The organism is Paenibacillus sp. ov031 (assembly GCF_900143165.1).
Lineage (GTDB): Bacteria > Bacillota > Bacilli > Paenibacillales > Paenibacillaceae > Paenibacillus > Paenibacillus marchantiae.
The window spans coordinates 584,414-603,999 of sequence record NZ_FRDO01000003.1; the positions used below are offsets into that span (position 1 = coordinate 584,414).

13 protein-coding genes are annotated in these 19,586 nt (G+C 47.1%); 8 read left to right on the forward strand and 5 right to left on the reverse strand.

Going from position 1 to position 19,586, the window contains the following annotated elements; all coding sequences use genetic code 11:
* Nucleotides 1-32: 32 nt before the first annotated feature.
* Nucleotides 33-1,862, reverse strand: a complete 1,830-nt coding sequence (locus BUA17_RS16620; RefSeq protein ID WP_170867861.1) for an ABC transporter substrate-binding protein — start codon at nt 1,860-1,862, stop codon at nt 33-35.
* Between the two features lie 141 nt (nt 1,863-2,003).
* Between BUA17_RS16620 and BUA17_RS30900 the strand changes: the two genes are divergently transcribed.
* Nucleotides 2,004-3,254, forward strand: a complete 1,251-nt coding sequence (locus BUA17_RS30900) for an MDR family MFS transporter (protein WP_072734307.1) — start codon at nt 2,004-2,006, stop codon at nt 3,252-3,254.
* A gap of 154 nt (nt 3,255-3,408) precedes the next feature.
* The gene (locus BUA17_RS16630; protein ID WP_072734308.1) at nt 3,409-5,583 is read left to right on the forward strand and encodes a serine hydrolase domain-containing protein; all 2,175 of its coding nucleotides are present in this window, start codon (nt 3,409-3,411) and stop codon (nt 5,581-5,583) included.
* Nucleotides 5,584-5,739: 156 nt separating this feature from the next.
* On the opposite strand, the gene BUA17_RS16635 is transcribed toward BUA17_RS16630, so the two are convergent.
* Together BUA17_RS16635 and BUA17_RS16640 are read right to left on the reverse strand one after the other, a co-directional pair.
* Entirely contained in the window at nt 5,740-6,804 is a 1,065-nt protein-coding gene (locus tag BUA17_RS16635; RefSeq protein WP_072734309.1) for a hypothetical protein, read from the reverse strand.
* On the reverse strand, nt 6,804-8,639 hold the full coding sequence (locus BUA17_RS16640; RefSeq protein WP_072734310.1) for an HSP90 family protein: 1,836 nt from the start codon (nt 8,637-8,639) through the stop codon (nt 6,804-6,806). Before BUA17_RS16640 ends, BUA17_RS16635 begins: the two co-directional genes overlap by 1 nt.
* A 448-nt stretch (nt 8,640-9,087) precedes the next feature.
* Between BUA17_RS16640 and BUA17_RS16645 the strand changes: the two genes are divergently transcribed.
* The 4 genes from BUA17_RS16645 (at nt 9,088) to BUA17_RS16660 (ending at nt 14,085) form a co-directional block, all read left to right on the forward strand.
* Nucleotides 9,088-9,993: an ABC transporter ATP-binding protein gene (locus BUA17_RS16645; protein WP_170867862.1), complete on the forward strand. Its 906-nt coding sequence runs from the start codon at nt 9,088-9,090 to the stop codon at nt 9,991-9,993.
* Nucleotides 9,986-10,819: an ABC transporter permease subunit gene (locus tag BUA17_RS16650; protein ID WP_063564453.1), complete on the forward strand. Its 834-nt coding sequence runs from the start codon at nt 9,986-9,988 to the stop codon at nt 10,817-10,819. The genes BUA17_RS16645 and BUA17_RS16650 overlap by 8 nt, the downstream gene beginning before the upstream one ends.
* Before the next feature lie 152 nt (nt 10,820-10,971).
* Nucleotides 10,972-12,258 carry a hypothetical protein gene (locus BUA17_RS16655; protein ID WP_063564454.1) on the forward strand — a complete coding sequence of 429 codons (1,287 nt, stop codon included), beginning with the start codon at nt 10,972-10,974 and terminating at the stop codon, nt 12,256-12,258.
* Between the two features lie 198 nt (nt 12,259-12,456).
* The gene (locus tag BUA17_RS16660) at nt 12,457-14,085 is read left to right on the forward strand and encodes a helix-turn-helix domain-containing protein (RefSeq protein ID WP_072734312.1); all 1,629 of its coding nucleotides are present in this window, start codon (nt 12,457-12,459) and stop codon (nt 14,083-14,085) included.
* A 98-nt stretch (nt 14,086-14,183) separates the two neighbouring features.
* Here the strand turns inward: BUA17_RS16660 and BUA17_RS16665 are convergent, their stop codons facing one another.
* Nucleotides 14,184-14,756: a GbsR/MarR family transcriptional regulator gene (locus BUA17_RS16665; protein WP_063564456.1), complete on the reverse strand. Its 573-nt coding sequence runs from the start codon at nt 14,754-14,756 to the stop codon at nt 14,184-14,186.
* Nucleotides 14,757-15,253: 497 nt separating this feature from the next.
* Here BUA17_RS16665 and BUA17_RS16670 point away from each other — a divergent pair, with 497 nt between their 5' ends.
* Both BUA17_RS16670 and BUA17_RS16675 read left to right on the forward strand, forming a co-directional pair.
* Complete coding sequence (locus BUA17_RS16670) at nt 15,254-16,483, forward strand: quaternary amine ABC transporter ATP-binding protein (protein WP_063564457.1); 1,230 nt, start codon at nt 15,254-15,256, stop codon at nt 16,481-16,483.
* Nucleotides 16,449-19,040 carry a glycine betaine ABC transporter substrate-binding protein gene (locus BUA17_RS16675; RefSeq protein WP_072734313.1) on the forward strand — a complete coding sequence of 864 codons (2,592 nt, stop codon included), beginning with the start codon at nt 16,449-16,451 and terminating at the stop codon, nt 19,038-19,040. The genes BUA17_RS16670 and BUA17_RS16675 overlap by 35 nt, the downstream gene beginning before the upstream one ends.
* Nucleotides 19,041-19,221: 181 nt before the next feature.
* Here the strand turns inward: BUA17_RS16675 and BUA17_RS16680 are convergent, their stop codons facing one another.
* Entirely contained in the window at nt 19,222-19,434 is a 213-nt protein-coding gene (locus BUA17_RS16680; protein WP_064640044.1) for an immunity 17 family protein, read from the reverse strand.
* Nucleotides 19,435-19,586: the final 152 nt, after the last annotated feature.

Below are 19,586 nucleotides of genomic sequence, written 5' to 3' on the forward strand. Positions count from 1 at the left end.
ACCGGCCTATCCCATTGTAGTAATTACACTCTTTACCACAATGGGATATACGCCGGATAACTCGCAGTATCTTCTTCTGTATTTGGACTTCTCTTCACCCACAATCGACGCAGATCAGGCATACCGTATGCTACGACACGGTAATCCTGAAGCGAAACGTGGTGTGCATGTTCTTCCCTGAAGCTGTATGTAGGCAAGAGTAAGGCCTCTTGAATGAGTCGCCCCTCCAACGTCATTAGCGTACGCAAACGCTCAGCACTATCCTGAATCATAACGACGTGTCTGCATTCACGTTCTAGCTCGCTTTTTCGCTCGTCATCCAATGCCATAAGGAACAGCGTATTTTGGAAAGTATACATCGTTAATAGACTCAGCGTCACATGCTCATCGAACACTTCACCCGTGTAAATCAAATCATAAGAGGCGAATTTATCATGGTATACGGCATCTACCGGATTACCTGGCGTAACACTCACTTTCAGTCCAATAAGTGCACAACGCTGTGCGAACCAGGCCATGTCTGTCTCCATTTTCTCGCCTTCCTCTACCCACACATTCATGATCTGGCCTGCGTAGCAGCTGCGTTGTAACAGCTCTGAAGCTCTTACGAGAGATAAGTCAGCAGAAAGGGCTGTTGGCTTCGATTCTATTCGTTCAAGTATCTGCTTTTCCTTGGACTTGTCCCGAATCAGGCTATATGCAGCCTGTACACCTGTGTGTGCCAACGCCCCCATCATCTCTTGTGGATCCATCAGTTGCTGAACAGCCTGACGAAAGTATAAATCCTGCTGCGGGCCTTCTTTTCGCATATTAAAAGTCATATACACGCCGCCCTGAACCTCATGCTGAATCGATCGAGCCAGTCCGTCTGGAAACAAGTCCTGTTTGATCACTGACTCCACTAGACCCGTCTGAGGAAGCTGCCATATTTCAACCCGATCAATAAACGCCCGCCCCCTGAAATAGGAAGGGAACACCTCCAGCACAAGCAGCTTGGGATGATTGCGTGTCAATCGGTAAGGCCCCGTACCAATCGGATGCATCGGGTCAAGCTCCACATCACGGGGTAAGATGGATGCATTCATGCTGCTCATCAGATCCGGGAACATAAAGTTGGGAAACCGCAACACAAAGCGCACCGTTAGCTCGTCGAACGTTTCTATGTGATGAATGGAGCCAAACAGTGACTTGCAAGGGTTCTCCTGATCGGAAAGAATCCGTTCAAACGTATATCTTACGTCCTCTGCATTAAGCATCCTGCCATGGTGAAAGACTATGCCTTTGTGCAAATAAAAGATCCACTCTGTTCCCTCAGGGTTGCTCTCCCATGCAACGGCAAGACTCGGTTCACAGACTTGGCGTTCAGCGTTGTACTGCACCAAGCGATCAAATACCTCCGCAACAATTCCAACTTCTCCCCACATGTAAGCCCGGGTAGGGTCCAATGTCTCAAAGGCAGTCTCCTGTGGAATTCGCAGCGTATCAACTCTTCCCCGAGCGCCGTGATCGGAACGCAGACCGAACTGGCCTTGTAATCCTTGCATCAATATTTCTCGCATCGAAAACGGCATTGTTGAAGCCAGCATATAGGCCTCCTCCAACTTGTTTCCCTGCAACAGTCGATCAAATCGTTCCTGAACAGCCTGTAACAGAGGATGGCAAAAAATGAGCACCGATGTCTTACCTCTGCCGCGTTGTGGGCTCCATCTGATCCAGCCATGATCCATAAATTTGTTCATAATCAGATTCATATTGCGCATCGTACAACATAAATGATTCGCCAGCTCACCAATCGTTGTGTGTATTTCTTCCTCCTCGTCCACGTTCGAAAAGGCCACGCGAAGCTGAATATAATGATCCATAACCTCCACAACTATCCCTGCCTTTCCTTCCCCTGCGTAAAATACGAAATTGACTCGTACGCTTCTACAGTTTTTCTTCAGGTTTTCCTCCATTATACTCAGGTACATCGACAACACCAGCGGGAAGGAAGAGAACTGCACATGAAATATACTGATTTGCATCCCAACATCAAGATTCGTATCATTACTGATTTTTTTACGGATCTAACTCAGAAATCCATTATTCCTTTTATGGCGATTTATCTGAGTGTCCAGATTGGTGCAGGCTGGGCAGGTATACTGTTAACCGTTAATATTGTGGCCTCCATGATCGTTGGCTTGGGCGCAGGATACTGGTCTGACCGAGTCGGGCGCAAGAAACTGATGGTCATCGCCCAAATGTTGCAGGTATTCGCCCTGTTCTTGCTGGCTGCCGCCAACTCCCCATGGATGGACTCCGTTCCTTTAACTTGTGTCATGTTTCTGCTTAGTAGCATCAGTTCGGGTATCACCGGACCCATTGCCAATGCCATGATTGTAGACGTGAGCAGTGAACATGAACGTCAGTATGTCTATGGGCTGCAATATTGGACCACCAACGTTGCCGTTACGATTGGTGCGCTGATGGGCGGGTTATTATTCGAGTCCTTCCGCTTCATTTTGTTCAGTCTGGTATGCATGGAGAGCTTGGTTACACTATTTATTCTCTTGTTATATATTCACGAAACAATGGATATTAAACACTCGAATCAGCTTGATGCCCCGATTAATAGGAACATACTGAAAACGTATGGCGGTGTATTTAGGGACAAACGTTTTATGGTGTTTTTCACCGCAACAGTGCTGGCTGTCTCTCTGGAATTCCAAATGGATAAATACATCGCCGTTCGTCTGAAAAGTGAATTCAACGCCCAACTGTTCCGTTGGGACATCTCAGGTCTGCAGATGTTCAGTCTGATCATGGCGATTAACACTGTGCTCGTCGTAATCATGGCCATTCCTTTCTCCAAATGGCTGGGGCGTTTCCAGTCCAGATTTATTATGACTGTCGGCATGTGTCTGTACACTACTGGTTTTGCCGTGCTCGCTTTCAGCAATTGGGCCTGGCTGCTTATTACATCCGCTGTACTGCTAACCATCGGTGAGCTCATGTATGCGCCCGTCCGTCAGGTCATGCTTGCTGGCATGATTCCTGAATCCGACCGTGCTGCCTATATGGCTGCAGACGGCATGAGTTATAACGCGGCCGCTCTCCTGGGTAGTCTTGGCCTAACGATGGGGGCCTTTCTGCCTTCCTATGCAATGGCTGGCCTGTATGTATTGATGGGGATCGGTGCTCTCGTATTTTTCCGTCAGTCGCTCCGGACGTCAACGGTTCAAAGTGAACCACGACCCTGTGCAGATGCCTCATAAATTCCAAGCTCCTCTATGCTGGATTTTCTCCTGGTAGTTTTGAGTTCTATTGGAAGTGTATATCACAATCTACTATCTTGAAACTTATCGGGCCAGTAATCAGTAATAACAGGAGAGTCCTATTTACAAAATTTTCTTTTGAAGGAGTGTTTACATGCATTTATCCAATCGAAGCGCCCGCTTCAGGCTCACCTCCATAACGGGGGCGTTCATGGCGTTTGTCCTGTCCCTCAGTCTATGGGCACCCGCCGTGCAGGCGGAGACTGCACCTGCTGCGGTCAATGAAAAAGGGAAAGTAACAGCGCTGACAACGGAGTCCGCGACAGCCTTTCTGGATACATTTTTTGATTCCGCCGAAGCGAAAGCACAATATGTTGGTGCTTCCGTAGTCGTTGTCAAAGATGGAAAAGTCGTGGCAGAGAAAGGGTATGGATATTCCGATTTGGAGAGTAAAACGCCCGTTGATCCGAAAAATACCACCTTTCGTATCGCCTCGGTCTCCAAAACATTCACATCAGCCGCTGTCATGCAGCTCGTAGAGCAAGGCAAGGTGGATTTGAAGGCTGATTTCCAGACCTATGTGAAAGGACTGGATTTCGATAATCCTTTTGACAAACCTGTAACGGTAGAGAATCTGCTCACACACACCACCGGATTCGAGATTCGCGACCCGCAGCAGGAAGACATCCATGATGACTTTGACAAAAGTGTATCGATGGAGGATTATGCCAAGTTACATATGCCACCTGTCGTTCGAGAACCTGGTAGCGCCTACATGTACGACAACTTCTCCTTCCTGCTGCTTGGCATGATTGTGGAGAATGTGAGCGGCGAGCCTTTTGAATCGTATATGCAGCAGCATATCTTCAAACCTCTGGGTATGGATAACAGCAGTTTCTTGCTAAACGGCAAGTTCAAAAACCAACTTGCAACAGCCTATGATGCGGGCCATAATCCACTCGACCTGTACACCCTTTCCCCAACACCTATGCCTCAAGGCGGCATGCTCTCAACGGCAGAGGATATCGGGAATTTCATGATCGCTTTCCTGAATGATGGTGTGAAGGATAACGAACGTATTTGGAAAGAATCTACGGTAAAAAGCATGGAACAATACCGTTCTTCCATTCATCCGCTGCTCCCCAATACCACTTATGGATTTGAAGCTGCTTTTCAGCTTCCGGGTGCAGGCAGCAGTTCCAAAATTATCACCAAAGCTGGCGACCTGATCGGATTCAGCTCTTATCTCTTCCTTATTCCCGAGCAAAACACCGGCGTTTTCCTTACTTACAACCAGACGGGAGCACTTCGTAATTTCTTCTACCCGGCCTTTATCCAGACGTTCTTCCCGCAATATGCGGAGCCCGTCAAATTCAAGGAATATACACCTCAATCAGCGGATGAGCTGCAACGCTTCGCTGGTCTATACGCGGATCTGCGACTGAGCACCATTGTCAGTTCCCTGAAAGATGACGGCAAAGAACCTGGACAATTGAGCATTTCCGACGTCTTCCTTGGCCCACGTACCCTGATTCAGGTTGAAGATCATCTCTTCAAGGATGAATTAACAGGCCAGTTCACGGCGTTCAAGGAAAATGCTGATGGAACCATCTATATGAAAGAACCTTATCTCAACCCAATGGGTTATGAGAAAAAAGGGAAGAAACCCCAAGGCTTCCGGGATGTCCAGGCGAATAGTCCTTATGCTGAAGCCATCTATGGTTTGCAATCCCTTGGATACTATACCAATGATGCAAGTGAAGCTTTTCAACCCAAAAATGCCGTTACACGGGCTGAATTCATTGAGGATGTCCTTAAAATGAGCGGGCTGAAAGCCAGCAAAACGACGCCACCTGCGGATACCGACTGGGCAACTCACCCTGCTGCCGGTTACATTCAGCTAGGTTATGAATCCGGCATGATCGCCGGTGCGGATGAGAAACAGTTCAAACCGGATCAGGTCATCACACGTCAGGAAGCTATGGTGATGATTTGGAGAACTCTCCAGCTGCAATATCCAAATGAACTGTTCGAGGATGTGAAGCTGGCCGGGCAGACAGATGCCTGGGCTGTGCCTGCGATCCAGATGATGGTTAAGCTAGGCATCCACGGTCCTGAAGTGAAGGTGCTGGAGGATGGATCAGTCGATTTCCTTGCGCGCAAACCACTGATTCGCCAGGAAGAAGCAGCAATTATGTACCAGCTGTTTACACAGCCAACCGACAAGATCGTAGCTGACCTGATGACAAAGCAGCCGCAATCGGAAACTTCCTCAGATGAGGAACCTGCGGAAGATACAACCGCGCCTGCAACCGTAACTCTTGAATAACCGGAGCACCAACCTTATATTCACGGTATAAAAAACGATAAACAGGCTTGTTCAAAGGAGGATAACCCTCCTTCTGAACAAGCCTGTTTTGGCTAGCGTAGTGACCTTCTGGTGTACCATTTAATGGTGCGATGATACTTAAGAGGTCTTCTCAAGTTATGAATTAAATACCTCGCTCAACATGGAAGAGACATGTTGATTGCCATTCCGCTGGTCATATTTGTCTGCGGCTGCTTTGGCATATGCCGCAAAATAGTCGGCCAGTTTACGCAAATCTCCTGGATCTCCTTCATAAGAGAATGAAGCAGGAAGCCGCAATCGGTATCCTGGAGATTCATCAGCCCAGCGGCGCAGCAGTTGTGCTGCTCTAGCATAGAACATCATTTTGGCAAACGGATCTTCATGATCCATCGCGAGCACTATACTTTCTTCCAGTACATCGATGCCCTTCGCCGGGTTCGTGCGTGCAAGATAATCCATCTGCTCAGCAAAGCTCTGCACAAAATCATTATGTCCTTTGATCATGCGATAGCCTTTGGCCTGATGTTTGTCAGCTTCATCAATCTTGCCAAGTCGGTATAGTGGCATCAAAATCTCCGATAAGGTCAGGTGCGGAATTTCGGCACAACTCATTCTCCCTTTCAAAATGGGCTTCGCTGCTTCCAATACCTTCTCATCATCACCTGCCAATAACCAGTAGCGCATGATCTCGTCCTGCTCACAGGCTTCACAATCACTCATAAAGTCACGATCCATACTTCTGAACTTCGTATAACTGGTACCCGCCTCCTCCAGATCGCCAAGATCCATGGATATGCGGAATCGATAATACCAATACGAACGTTCACTGTACCCAAATGATTTGAAGCGACGTCCAAAGTCCTCCAGCAGCTCCATCATTTTATCGCGAGACACTTCCGGGAAGCTGGATAGTTCTCCCAAAATCCATTTATACGACCACATTAACGTTTCTTCGTCATAGCGTTCTGGCTCTTGATCAAACTTGCCCAGCTGCCAGGAAAAAGCAATCAGTGCTTTCATCGGATAACCGCAGAATGTCGCGGTCTCCACGATCTCTGAACGCGCTTCGTACGCTTCCTCCTCCATGCCATTCACATCGGCGACTCTTGCCGCTTCCTCTAGCATGCCAAGCTTCGCTGTTCCATTAGGCAGGCCATAGGCCTCATCCATCAAATCCTCAAAATCCATTTCGGTCTTCATCAGGCATCCCCCTTACGATCTGTATTCGCACGCAAACCCCAATCAATAAAACGAACGATGCCCTGATTCAGCACCTCAAGCTCCTGTCGATTCATCGCATAATGCCCCATCATTAATGCATTGACATACAACATCTCAATGGCAATGGGAGTCATTTGGGCATCCGGTGTAGTCAGGACCCGCTGAATAATTGGATTGCTGATGTTCAGGTACAGGGTCGAATAACCTGCGGAACTAATTCCGGATGACAATGATCCAAGGACGGAGGAGAATAATTCTGTACTCTCCTCACTTGCTTTTTCCAATGCACGCAGCGTGGAAGACTCCTGCGAGAGCGTGAACAGCACCGGCAAATCAGCTGGCTTGAAGCCCTTGACCTCTGCACGGCAGCGGAAACGTTGCAAAGCAGAGTCAGCAAGGCGCAAGGCATCATAATACTGATTCCGTTCAGCTGGTGGCACATCGGTGAAACTCATGGATACCTCATCCGGCTGCAACCGCTGCGTCTGTACATGCTGCACCACTTGTGGCAGCATTGCCATCAAATCGCTGTCGTAGATGTATCCACCGTTAATGACCAGCATCGATTGGGCTGACGCGACATGATGAATCTGGCGATACTCATCCACTGTGGTAGTGAAGTACAACGTCTCTCCCTCACTCATCAACTCGCCCAGTTCCCGATGACCACGGGTACTTTCAAATGGAAGCCAGCGGTGAATCATGGCATAGAACTCCTGATCCTGCACAGCCAGTGCCTTCATCGACAGCGCATGCAGGCGAATCAGCTTTTGCAGCCGTTCCGTCTGGCGCTCAGCCATGTCGGCCAATCCTTTACGAAGGGCATCGCCAAGTTCGGAGCGAACCTCTTCCAGCTTTTCATTTTCATAAAAATGTTCCCGTGAAGCTGTAGGTTGAAGCTCGTCTGTCCAGATAAGGCATTTCACGAAAAAGGCCCAATCCGGCAAAATATTCTCCGCCTTCTCCGAGATTAGCATCCGCTTCAGATACACCCGGTGAGAACGCTTGGCATTCAAATTAACTGCATGCGGAAGAACAAATGCGATGCCTCCTGTACGACCTGAAGCCGTCGTCAGTGGGATGAAATCCTGAAACTTCTCTCCCAGCAATCGTTCACCAAAAGCCAGCACCTCCGCTCTGCGTCCACGTGCAAGCCCAGGCTCCATCAACCAGATCGGTGACTCGCTATTGACGATATGTTGAACACCGTCACTATGCAGGATGACTGGATAAGGCAGCAGCGCTCCATAATAGAACAAGGCTTCTTTCACATATTCCGTTTCAAAATAATGCGCTGCGTCCGGCGTACAACGCAGATATACTTTCGTTCCAGGAGACAACTGTGTCTCCAATTGCCGAATCGTATACGTTCCATCGGGCTTACCCCGCCACTCCATCGAAGGTCCACCCTTCGCGGATTGCGTCAGCATGACGATTTCATGACTCACCATGAAACAGGACAATAATCCGATTCCGAATCGCCCGATAAACGAAGTCTCTCCATCCAGCAAGGCCTGCTGCCCACGCTTCGAGGATTGACCTATCATCGCGAGAAATTCATGGATATCGGCTTCTGTCAAACCAATGCCGTTATCCTCCACCATCATGGTCAACTGCTCGCCTGTTCCGGTCAGTTCCACACGTACTTCACCCTGGAATCCCGGTTCCGCTTCTGTTCGAGCTGTAATGGCATCGGTCGCATTCTGCATTAATTCACGTAAAAATACTTTAGGGCTGCTGTATAGATGGTTCGATAGAATCTGGATCATACCGCTTAGATTCACCTGGAAGCGATACTCATTGGATGCTGTCATTTCGCTCACCTTCCTCTGGTCCAAACACATCTGATGTTTCCTACTTGGAAGTGTTCATATGATGTGTTAGACGAAATAGTTATGTAATCACAAGAAATGAGGCGTTCCATTGGATGAATACGCCAAGTAACGACGTTAAACCGGCCTTGGCTAACCAAGACCGGCGTTAGATGAATATTCAGGCATTCATGATATGTAAGAGGCCTTAAGTCTAATTACCACGTTATGGATGGCAATGAAACGAGATATTGCATCCTTTTAACCAGAATACATGGTATAGACCACAGTGAAAACAAACCTGAGACCCGATTTCGCCGGACTTTAGGGTGAAGTTGCTGTTTGCGTTTGGGACTAAAGACGTATAATTTTTATTTTTCGGCCCTCCATTTGAACGATATATCTCATCTGGACGTATAATCTCCAAACTCAGATCGGACGGTGAATGTGCATGATTGAAGTTCGCAACATTTCAAAGCAATTTAAAGTGCATCAGGCACTGAACGATGTCAGCTTCACGGTTGAACAAGGCAGCGTTACCGGGTTGATCGGTCCTAACGGTTCGGGCAAAACCACCCTGATCCGCATCATGAACGGCGTTCTCGGCGCTTCGGGTGGGCAAGTGAGCATTAACGGCCTCGATCCCTTCCGTGAGACGGAGAACGTACTCGCCCTATGCGGCACATTAACCGAGCAGAGTGGATTGTATGAAAATATGAGTGGGCGTGACAACCTGATCTTTTTCGCTGAAGCTTTCGGTGTACAACATGCCAAAGCACGGATTGATGAGCTTGTGGATCTGTTCGAATTGCAGGAATATCAACATCGAAAAGTAGGTACCTACAGCACAGGCATGAAAAAACGCGTAGGTCTAGCGCGGGTGCTGCTGCACCGCCCCTCCATTCTCTTTCTGGATGAGCCAACCAATGGGCTTGACCCGGATGGGATTCAGATGGTCCTCCGAATCATCCGTCGGCTAAATCAAGAGGAACATATGACGATTCTCGTATCGTCTCATGTGTTATCCCAACTATCGGCCGTGTGTGATCGATATATTTTTATGGAAAAGGGGCGCAAGGTTGAGGAAGGTACGGAGCAGGAGATCATTAACCGATACCTGACCTCACCCCGGATTGAGGTTGAAGCGACCATGCCGAATGGCTGGCAGACGGTAACAGGGTATACACCGGAGATGGTTTCCGCCAACAAAGCCGTTTTTCAGCTTCAAACCCGTGAAGATATTCCGTTGTTACTGCGACAATTGACTGAGCGTGGACAAGTCTATCAGGCCCGGATTACGGGCAGCGATCTGGAGAGTATTTATTTTGCCATTAGGGAGGCACATCATCATGAATAACCGACAAGCCATACGTGCACTTGTTCGTAAAGATATTCGAGCTATCACAGCCAGCGTGCAGCTTTGGTTGCCCATGTTGATCGTTCCGCTAGTTATCGGGATCATCATGCCTGGGATACTCATTTGGGCAGCCTCAAGGATGGAACTTGCTTCCCTCGGCAATATGAGCTTCCTGCTTGATACACTGGATAACCTAACCCATGCCGGGCGAATTCCGCAGCTTGCTTCGATGCCTACGGATAACCATCGTATTGTCTATTACCTGGCCTTGTACATGTTCGCACCCCTGTTTCTCATCATTCCGGTGATGGCATCCAGCATTCTGACGGCCAACAGTTTTGCAGGCGAGAAGGAGCGCAAGACTCTGGAAAGTCTTCTGTTCACTCCGATGAGTATGGATACGTTGTTTAAAGGCAAGGTGTTAGCTGCCCTTATTCCTTCCCTGCTGTTATCCTGGATTACCTTCATTATCTACGGAATCATTGCCAATATCCTGTTGTATCCCATGTTCGGGGCATGGATGTTTCCCAATCTGAACTGGATCATTCTGGTTCTATGGGTTGTTCCAACGTGCAGTCTTGTGGTCATTCTGTTAAATGTACTGATCTCGGCGAAGGTACGTGGATTTCAGGAGGCCTATCAACTCGGAGGACTGGTCGTTCTTCCATTGCTTGCGCTGATTGCTGGTCAGGCGAGCGGCATGCTGCTTATCAGTCCTCTCATGTTAATCCTGGTCGGAGCAGTACTTCTGCTCATCAGTTTCATTTTGCTTCGTCTGGTTACTTTGTGGAACAGTCGTCAACAGCTGGCTGAAAGTCAGATTTAGGCTGAATATGGTTGAATATAACGGCAGAAGATCTGATCTTCTGTCGTTTTTATCTGACTGAGATGTGTAACATATTTTCCATAGTTTACCGATATAACGTAAGGTGATAATGTGTTACTTACATACATAAAAAGAAGGGTGACGATTGATTTATGAACAAATGGTCTACACGTATGCATCGCACGGTTTGCACCTTGCTGCTGTTCACACTGATCACGGCAGCAGTGCTTGGAGGCGGAGCCAATGCTCATGCAGCTTCCCTCAGCCAAACTACGGTATATTATGAGTCCGATGGTGTATTGTACAAAGTATCCGGTGACGGAAGCGGAACTACAGAGGTATTGCTTGATTTTGAAGGAGATGGTCTGTCTGCGGCTGGAACCTATCTCTATTACACTCGTTCCGAGTCTTCCACAACGCTGCTTCGCGTTCCCAATGACGGTTCTAGTGATTCCGCTGAAACGTATGCGACAGATGTATTGAGCTACTTTACGGATAACGGGTTCATCTATTATATGGATTCCAAAGGAACGATCTATCGTGGAAATGGCAATAGCGAAGCTTCCGCTGCCACCAAAATTGCAGACAAAGCAGATACAGATTTCCCGCTGCTCGCCGTAACGAAAGGCCGTGTATATTATAACGGGCTCGTTAATGGAAACCCATGGATCGTTTCTAAGGCATCCAATGGAAGCGGAGCAGTGCAACGAATTGCTGCTGGTGCAGTAGAGAGTCGTTATTTTATGAACGTGGCCAAAAACGAACTGCAATTGATGGTGAACACTGACCCATACGAGCAGTACTACTCTACCAACGCCATTATCATGTACAAGGTAAACTACAATACAGGCAAAGGTACAGCAGTTAATCCCAAAGCAAAGCTGGATGTGAACGCTGTTTACGCTGGCGGCTGGGGCAACAATCTGTATGTGTACAACAAAGGCATCAAGCTGGATAGCAACAAGGATTATGATTATTCAACAGGCAAAGCCTTTGCATTAACCACTTCTGGCAAAACACTTCAGATTCATAGTAAGAGCATCCGGGAGGTCAATCCACTGGGTACGGATAAGGTTGTCGTTGTGGATGCAGACAAAAAGGCGTATGCCAAAACCATCGCCGGGAACAAGGTATCCAAATCTGCCAACCTGAATTTGAACAGTGTCACTTTCGTAACTGCTCAGTTGACCAACGGAACACCAACTATTGCATATCTTTCCGGTACAAATGGTCTTTATTCCGTGAGCACAGCTCTCAAAGTAACCAAGCTTGCTGGAGAGGAATGGTCAACGTTCCAGCTTCATGACGATGTTCCGGGCATGTTCTACATCAACGCAAATGATCTCTATCGGCTGTATCATGTGCAAGCCAATGGCACAGGCAAAAAGGTGCTAAGCGACGTCTTCCTGGATGATATCCTGTTGGTCGTGCCAAACTAACCCACGCATGTGGGTATAGACTTATAGAGACTTATAGCTATCTCAACATTCTAGTTTCAAATATAGAGGATAACTCTAAAGCCATCACGGCTCTGGGTATCCTCTTTTTTTCATGTCCAAAACTATTTTTCAAAAACATCTTCCATATGAGAATGATAATTGTTATCATTAAGAAAATAAGACAAAAGGATGGTCCGTATGACTGAACAGCTTTCCTTCATTTCTGAAACCTCATCTCTACCGCTCCTCTCTTCCATGTGCCGTGTACGGCGCGGGGAGCATTTCCGTGTGCAAGGCAAGACGGTGTCCCGGCCCATGCTCTGTCTTATTTTACAAGGAGACGGTGTTCTGGTCTTGAACGATACAGTCTATACCGCCGAAGCCAATCAACTGTATGTTCTGAAGCCAGGAACAACGATTGAGGCGGCTGCACGCTCGGCTGTTACGGAGTTTATAATACTTAGCATGGATACGGTATGTTTGCAGCAAGTGCGTGGCCAATGGAAAATGTCCTGCTCCTCTGGTTTCCCGCTGGATTGGGAGACAGGCAGACTGATGGTTCGTCATGACCAACAAGCCAGAGCGCGAGTTGAACAATTGTATGAAGCCTATCGCGGCGTTCACCCCGATCACTTTATCAGTATACATAGCCAGCTGCACGAGCTTTTGCAGTATCTCTCGGAGAACCGGCTTGAAGAAAATTATGAGAAGGTCGATCCGGCGCTTGAACGCAGCATTATGTATATGAAAAGGTTCATGAGTGAAGGTATCAGCATGGATCAACTGGCCAAAATTGCCGGATTGACGCCAAGCTCCTATTCTCGCAGTTTCAAGAAAGCCAAGGGCATGTCACCTACCGATTATCTGAATCGCTTACGGATTGACGAGGCCAAAAAACAGCTCAAGCAGGAAACATGTGTAATCAAAGACGTCGCCGTATCTGTTGGCTATGGCAATGAATATTATTTTAGCCGCAAATTCAAACAAACCTTGGGGATCGCACCCAGCCTATATATGAAAAAAGACCAAATTCGCGTGGCTACCGCGTCCAGAATGGGACTTCATGAGAACCTCTCTTCGCTCGGATTGTCTCCCGTAGCTGCAATGGACGCATTCCATGATCGGGAGCTTGATGAAGTCGAGCAGCAGCAGCGGCTATCCACACAATTGGAGAAATTACGTCAGGCCAAGCCGGACCTGATTATCGGTGACTTTTATCATCAACCCTTTTACGATAAGCTCAAAAGTATTGCACCTACGGTTATCATGGATCAGGCCCATAAATGGAAAGAAAATCATGTACGCTTGGCTGAACTGGTCGGACGGGAGCAGCAGGCCTTACAGAATTTCAAACAGCTTGAGCTTCGCAACCTTGATATCGGACTCCGTTTGAAGCATCATTTCGGGCAAGAACGTATTATGCTTATGCAGGTTACGAATCAGTCTATCCGGCTCCAGGAAAATATCGAGCATCCATTAAATCGCCTTATCTACGGTGAACTTGGACTGAACCCTGCACAGATCATATATACAGACTTAATGACAGATGAGTATGCGGCAGATAGCATCCCCATGCTGGATACGGATCATCTGTTCATGAACCGTGTCTCCAATACTCCTGCCAGTGAGAAACTGCTTCGGCGTATGAAACAAACTACAGCCTGGAATCGATCTCCAGCCGTGTTGAAAGGTAACGTACATGATATATCCGATTGGACTGTACTATCCTGGACCCCCAGCGGACGCCATCAGATCATGGACGAACTGGAACAGATCGTTCAGCAGCTTGTGACCTTATCACGTGTGGGATTAATCGGCCAATTGTAAAGCATGTGTTTTTCTTCATTATAAATGTACAAGTGCGTAACCCCCCAAGACAAAAGAGCCCTCTCCAATTCGGAAAGGGCCCTTTGCTTTTGCTGTTATTAATGTTCCTTGATCTCTTCCTTCGGAACCAGTTTGTATATTTCTTCATCTTCCATGGTATCAATCAAGCGATCCAGCCATTTGTAGTAGGCCTCTGCTTGAAGCACCTTATGCTTGTCTTCCTTAAGAATGTGAAGAAGTTCAGCATCTGCTTGTTCATCCAGATCAGCAATCAAACGATTCAGTTCATCAACGGATTTGCGCAGTACCTGAAGGTTACTCTCCACGGCTTTTCTCCATTTAATCACAAAATAATCCGTAAACGTCTGATGCCAGTCATACTCCACTTCATATAGGTCTTTCCGGGAGCCTTTGCTCCATACTTTATTCACCATTTTTAGATCCAGCAGTGTACGTACGCCGGTACTCATGCTCGTTTTGCTCATTTCCATTTCCCGGCCCATATCGTCAAGGGTCATAGGTTTGTCTGCAAAAAAAAGCAATCCATATAAGTGTCCCGTGGACAGCGTAACGCCGTAGAGATCCATATTACGCCCAATGGCTTCAATGACGCGTTTACGGATCCTAAGAACGGTTGCCTGCTGTTCCTCTTGTAAATGGTCCAAGCTCATGCTTGCAACCTCCATTCTCAACATTCCCAGTCTCGGCAAAATAATTGCAACTGTTTAAGATCCGGCTTACATGGGAAAGTATCCGGCAGGACATCCTATATGCCAACAGGCTTTAGGTTACCCCATGTATTTCATGGGAGCTTGACCAAGTTGCAAACGCCTACGACTATCTTTTAACCAAAAAAAACTGCTTAGATTCAGCACATTTTCTATTGTAGAAAAAGCGATATCAAATGTAAAGGTGTCTTATTAGCCAGAATAAGGAGAATGACGGAGCATATGGACGGAAAACTTTGTACAGTTTTTACTGTACAAACATTATGTACTGTTTATTCGGTTGCTATACGGGTTAAGTATTGTTAGAATACAAAACGTTACCCAGAAAGACGGGAAGCGAAGCAACGATTACCGGATTTCGTGGCTGGGCGCACAAGTGTATGGGCTTGTGGATGCTGAAAGCCGTTCGAAGTGCACAACACATCAGAAGGGGTGAAAACATGACCATACTTGAAGTAAAAAATGTAAGTAAACTGTTTGGACCCCAAACCGAGCAAGGTCTACAATTACTGGAGCAAGGTTGGGGCAAAGAAAAGTTGGCCAAAGAAAAACAGATAACGGTTGGTGTCAACCGGGTCAACATGGAAATTCAGGAAGGTGAAATTTTCGTCATCATGGGACTGTCCGGAAGTGGTAAGTCTACACTTGTTCGAATGTTCAATCGTCTGATTGAACCGACATCGGGAGAGATTCTTGTCCATGGTAAAGATCTACGTAAGATGAACAAAGAACAATTGCGCGAAGTGCGTCGGAAAACGATCAGCATGGTATTCCAGAAGTTTGCGTTATTCCCGCACCGTACCGTTCTTGATAATGTGGAGTATGGACTCGAAGTTCAAAAGGTAGATAAAGATGAACGTCGGGAAAAAGCAAAAACGTCGCTTGAACTGGTTGGCCTTAAAGGCTGGGAAGACAAAATGCCGGATGAGCTGAGTGGCGGGATGCAGCAACGTGTAGGTTTGGCTCGTGCGCTGGCGAATGACCCGGAAGTCCTGTTAATGGATGAAGCATTCAGTGCACTTGATCCACTGATTCGTCGTGATATGCAGGATGAGCTGATTGAGCTTCAGGATAAAATGAAAAAGACCATTATTTTCATTACCCATGACTTGGACGAAGCGCTGCGCATCGGCGATCGTATTGCCCTCATGAAAGACGGCGCAGTCGTGCAGATCGGTACTCCGGAAGAAATCATGATTCAACCGGCCAACTCATATGTGGCCCGCTTCGTCGAAGACGTGGACTTGTCCAAGGTCCTTACCGCATCTCATGTTATGCGACGTCCTGAAACGATTACGCTTGACCGTGGTCCTCGTGTTGCCCTCGAATTAATGCGCGAACGTGGTATTTCCAACCTGTTTGTCATTGACCGTTCGAAGAAGCTGCTTGGTGTTATTACAGCAGAAGATGCAACCCGCGCGATGCGCGAAAACAAAGTGTTGAACGATATTCTGATTACGGATGGGCCGACTGTAGCGCCTGAAACCCTGATTCATGAATTGTTCGAAATTGTAAGTTCAGCCCATGTGCCGCTCGCTGTTGTTGGCGAAACCGGCCGTCTGCAAGGTGTTATCGTCCGCGGTGCCCTGCTTGGAGCACTAAGCGGTGAAGTTGCAGTAAAGGAGGAACTTGTGAATGATTCCCAAAATACCACTAGCATCGTGGATTGAAGCGATTGTTGACTGGATGAGCACCTCGCTCTCCGGATTATTTAAAGTCATTTCTGTTGTTATTCAGGAGGTTGTCGGATTTTTCTCCGGGCTGTTCATGCTCCCCCATCCGCTCCTGTTTATTGTAATACTCGGTGTATTGGCATATCTTGTTGGCCGAATACCACTGACCCTGTTTACAGTTATCGGTTTCTTGCTCGTAGATAACCTCGGATATTGGTCCCAATCGATGGATACTTTGGGCCTCGTTATTACGTCAGGATTAGTCTCCATTCTGCTTGGTGTTCCCATCGGTATCTGGCTCGCATACAGCAAAACTGCAGCCCGGATTATTACACCATTGCTCGACTTTATGCAGACCATGCCTGCATTTGTCTACTTGCTGCCAGCGGTAACCTTCTTCAGCCTTGGTGTGGTTCCCGGTGTTATCGCGTCCGTTATATTCGCGATTCCACCTACAATTCGCCTGACTCACCTCGGAATTAAGCAGGTATCTGGCGAACTGGTCGAAGCAGCGGATGCTTTTGGTTCTACGTCCATGCAAAAGTTGTTCAAAGTACAGCTTCCACTCGCATTGCCTACCGTAATGTCAGGGATTAACCAAACCATCATGCTGTCGCTGTCCATGGTTGTTATTGCTTCCATGATCGGTGCACAGGGTATTGGTGCGGAAGTCTATCGTGCGGTAACACAGTTGCAGATTGGTAAAGGTTTTGAAGCAGGGCTGGCTGTCGTGGTTCTCGCGATCGTACTTGACCGTTTCACTCAAAATCTGTTTATGCCAGGCCGTAAGAAAAGCTCACGCTTCTCAGCGAAACAAAAAGCCTGGATTACTGCTGCAGCCACATTTGTTGTGCTCGTAGCTGGTTTCTCACAATACTTTGTTGGTGGCAACAGTACTTCTGCCGGTGGTAACAACACTCCAGCGAATGCTGTAGGTGAAGAAGTCAAATATCAGATCATTGGTATTGATCCGGGTGCAGGCATTATGAAATCCGCTGCCAAAGCCATTGAAGATTATCATCTGACGGACTGGACCCTGATTGAAGGATCTGGTGCAGCGATGACTGCCACACTGGACAAAGCCATTAAAGCGGAAGAACCGATCATTATTACAGGCTGGACTCCACACTGGATGTTCAACAAATATGATCTAAAATATCTGGATGATCCCGAAAAATCTTTCGGTGATGCTGAAGAAATTCACACCATCGCACGTAAAGGCTTGAAAGGAGATCACCCGGTTGCTTATGAATTCCTGTCCCGTTTCCAATGGACATCAGATGAAATGGGCGAAATGATGAGTGCCATCCAAAATGGTACATCTCCAGAAGAAGCCGCAAAAGACTACGCTGAGAAACATGCAGACCAGATTGACGAATGGACCAAAGGTCTGACGCCAGTTAACGGTGATGCATTTAAACTTAGCTATGTAGCCTGGGATTCTGAGATCGCTAGTACTAACCTGTTGAAATATGTCATGGAAAGCAAACTTGGCTATAAAGTTAACGCCCTGCAAGTTGAAGCTGGACCTATGTGGACGGGTGTCGCCTCAGGCGACGTAGATGCCTCTCCAGCAGCTTGGCTGCCATTGACTCACGCTGACTACTGGGAACGTTACAAAGACCAGGTGGATGATCTGGGAGCCAACATGACCGGTGTACGCACAGGGCTCGTTGTTCCTGCATACATGACAGACGTTAATTCGATTGCAGATTTGGAAACAGGTGCTTCTTCCTCCACTCCATCGGCGAATGCCAATGTGGGAAATGAAGTGAATCACCAAATTATCGGTATCGATCCAGGTGCCGGAATTATGAAATCCACAGCGAGCGCCATTGATAAATACGGTTTGACTGACTGGAAACTGGTTGAAGGTTCAGGAGCCGCAATGACAGCTACGCTAGATAAAGCGGTTAAGAATAAGGAACCGGTTATCGTTACCGGTTGGACGCCGCATTGGATGTTCAATGCATATGACCTGAAATACCTGGACGATCCGGAAGGCGTCTACGGTGAAGCAGAACAAATTCATACCATTGCCCGTAAAGGGTTAAAGGAAGACAAACCTGTCGCTTATGAATTCCTGGATCGCTTCTCCTGGACACCTGAGGATATGGGTGAAATCATGGTTGCCATTCAAAACGGAGAAGATCCCCAAAAAGCCGCAGCAGCTTTTGCAGAGAAGCATAGCGACAAAGTGGCTGAATGGACCAAAGGTCTGACCCCGGTGAATGGAGATTCCATTAAACTGAGTTACGTAGCCTGGGACTCCGAGATTGCAAGTACGAACTTGCTGGAGTACATCCTTAAAGAAAAACTGGGTTACAAAGTAACCTCTCTTCAAGTGGAAATCGGTCCAATGTGGACCGGCATTGCCAATGGTGATGTTGATGCAACTCCAGCTGCATGGTTGCCGCTCACCTCTGCAGATTATTTCAACAAATACAAGGATCAGATCGATGATCTCGGTCCAAATATGGACGGTGCCAAAACAGGTCTGGTTGTACCAACCTATATGGACATCAATTCCATTGAAGATTTAAAAGATAATTAAACCAGATTAAGATGGATAAACCTGAATTTAGCAAAAAGACCACCGAAAAAATTTCGGTGGTCTTTTTTAGTGTAACTTTTAATTGATTAGGTAAGCTAATGGGTTAAAGCTATCAGGTGTTCAAAGCTGTGAAACTGAATTATGTACTCTGACTATACAAATTTCTTTTCTTTTTCTACGCTTACCCAATCAGCAACAATAATACGCCAATGGTAATCAGCACAATACCAAAAATCCCATACACCACTCTTGCACCCTGACGTCCAATGGTTTTCACAAAGAGACCTGCTCTAAAACTCTTCATAAACCAATCCCAATTATTGATTCCACCCAACAAACTGAAAATCCCTGCGGCAATAGCCAATAGTGCGATTAAAACCGGTTGATCTTGCATTTCAACACTCCTTCAATATAATCCTGTCTACTATACCTTCCTCTGGTAAAAATGAACAGTCATTAATTAGTAAAAAACAGCTTGCAGATGAAGGTCTGCAAGCTGTTCTCATTAGAATATTGGCTTCCTTTTCATAGGAAGATTGACTAGTC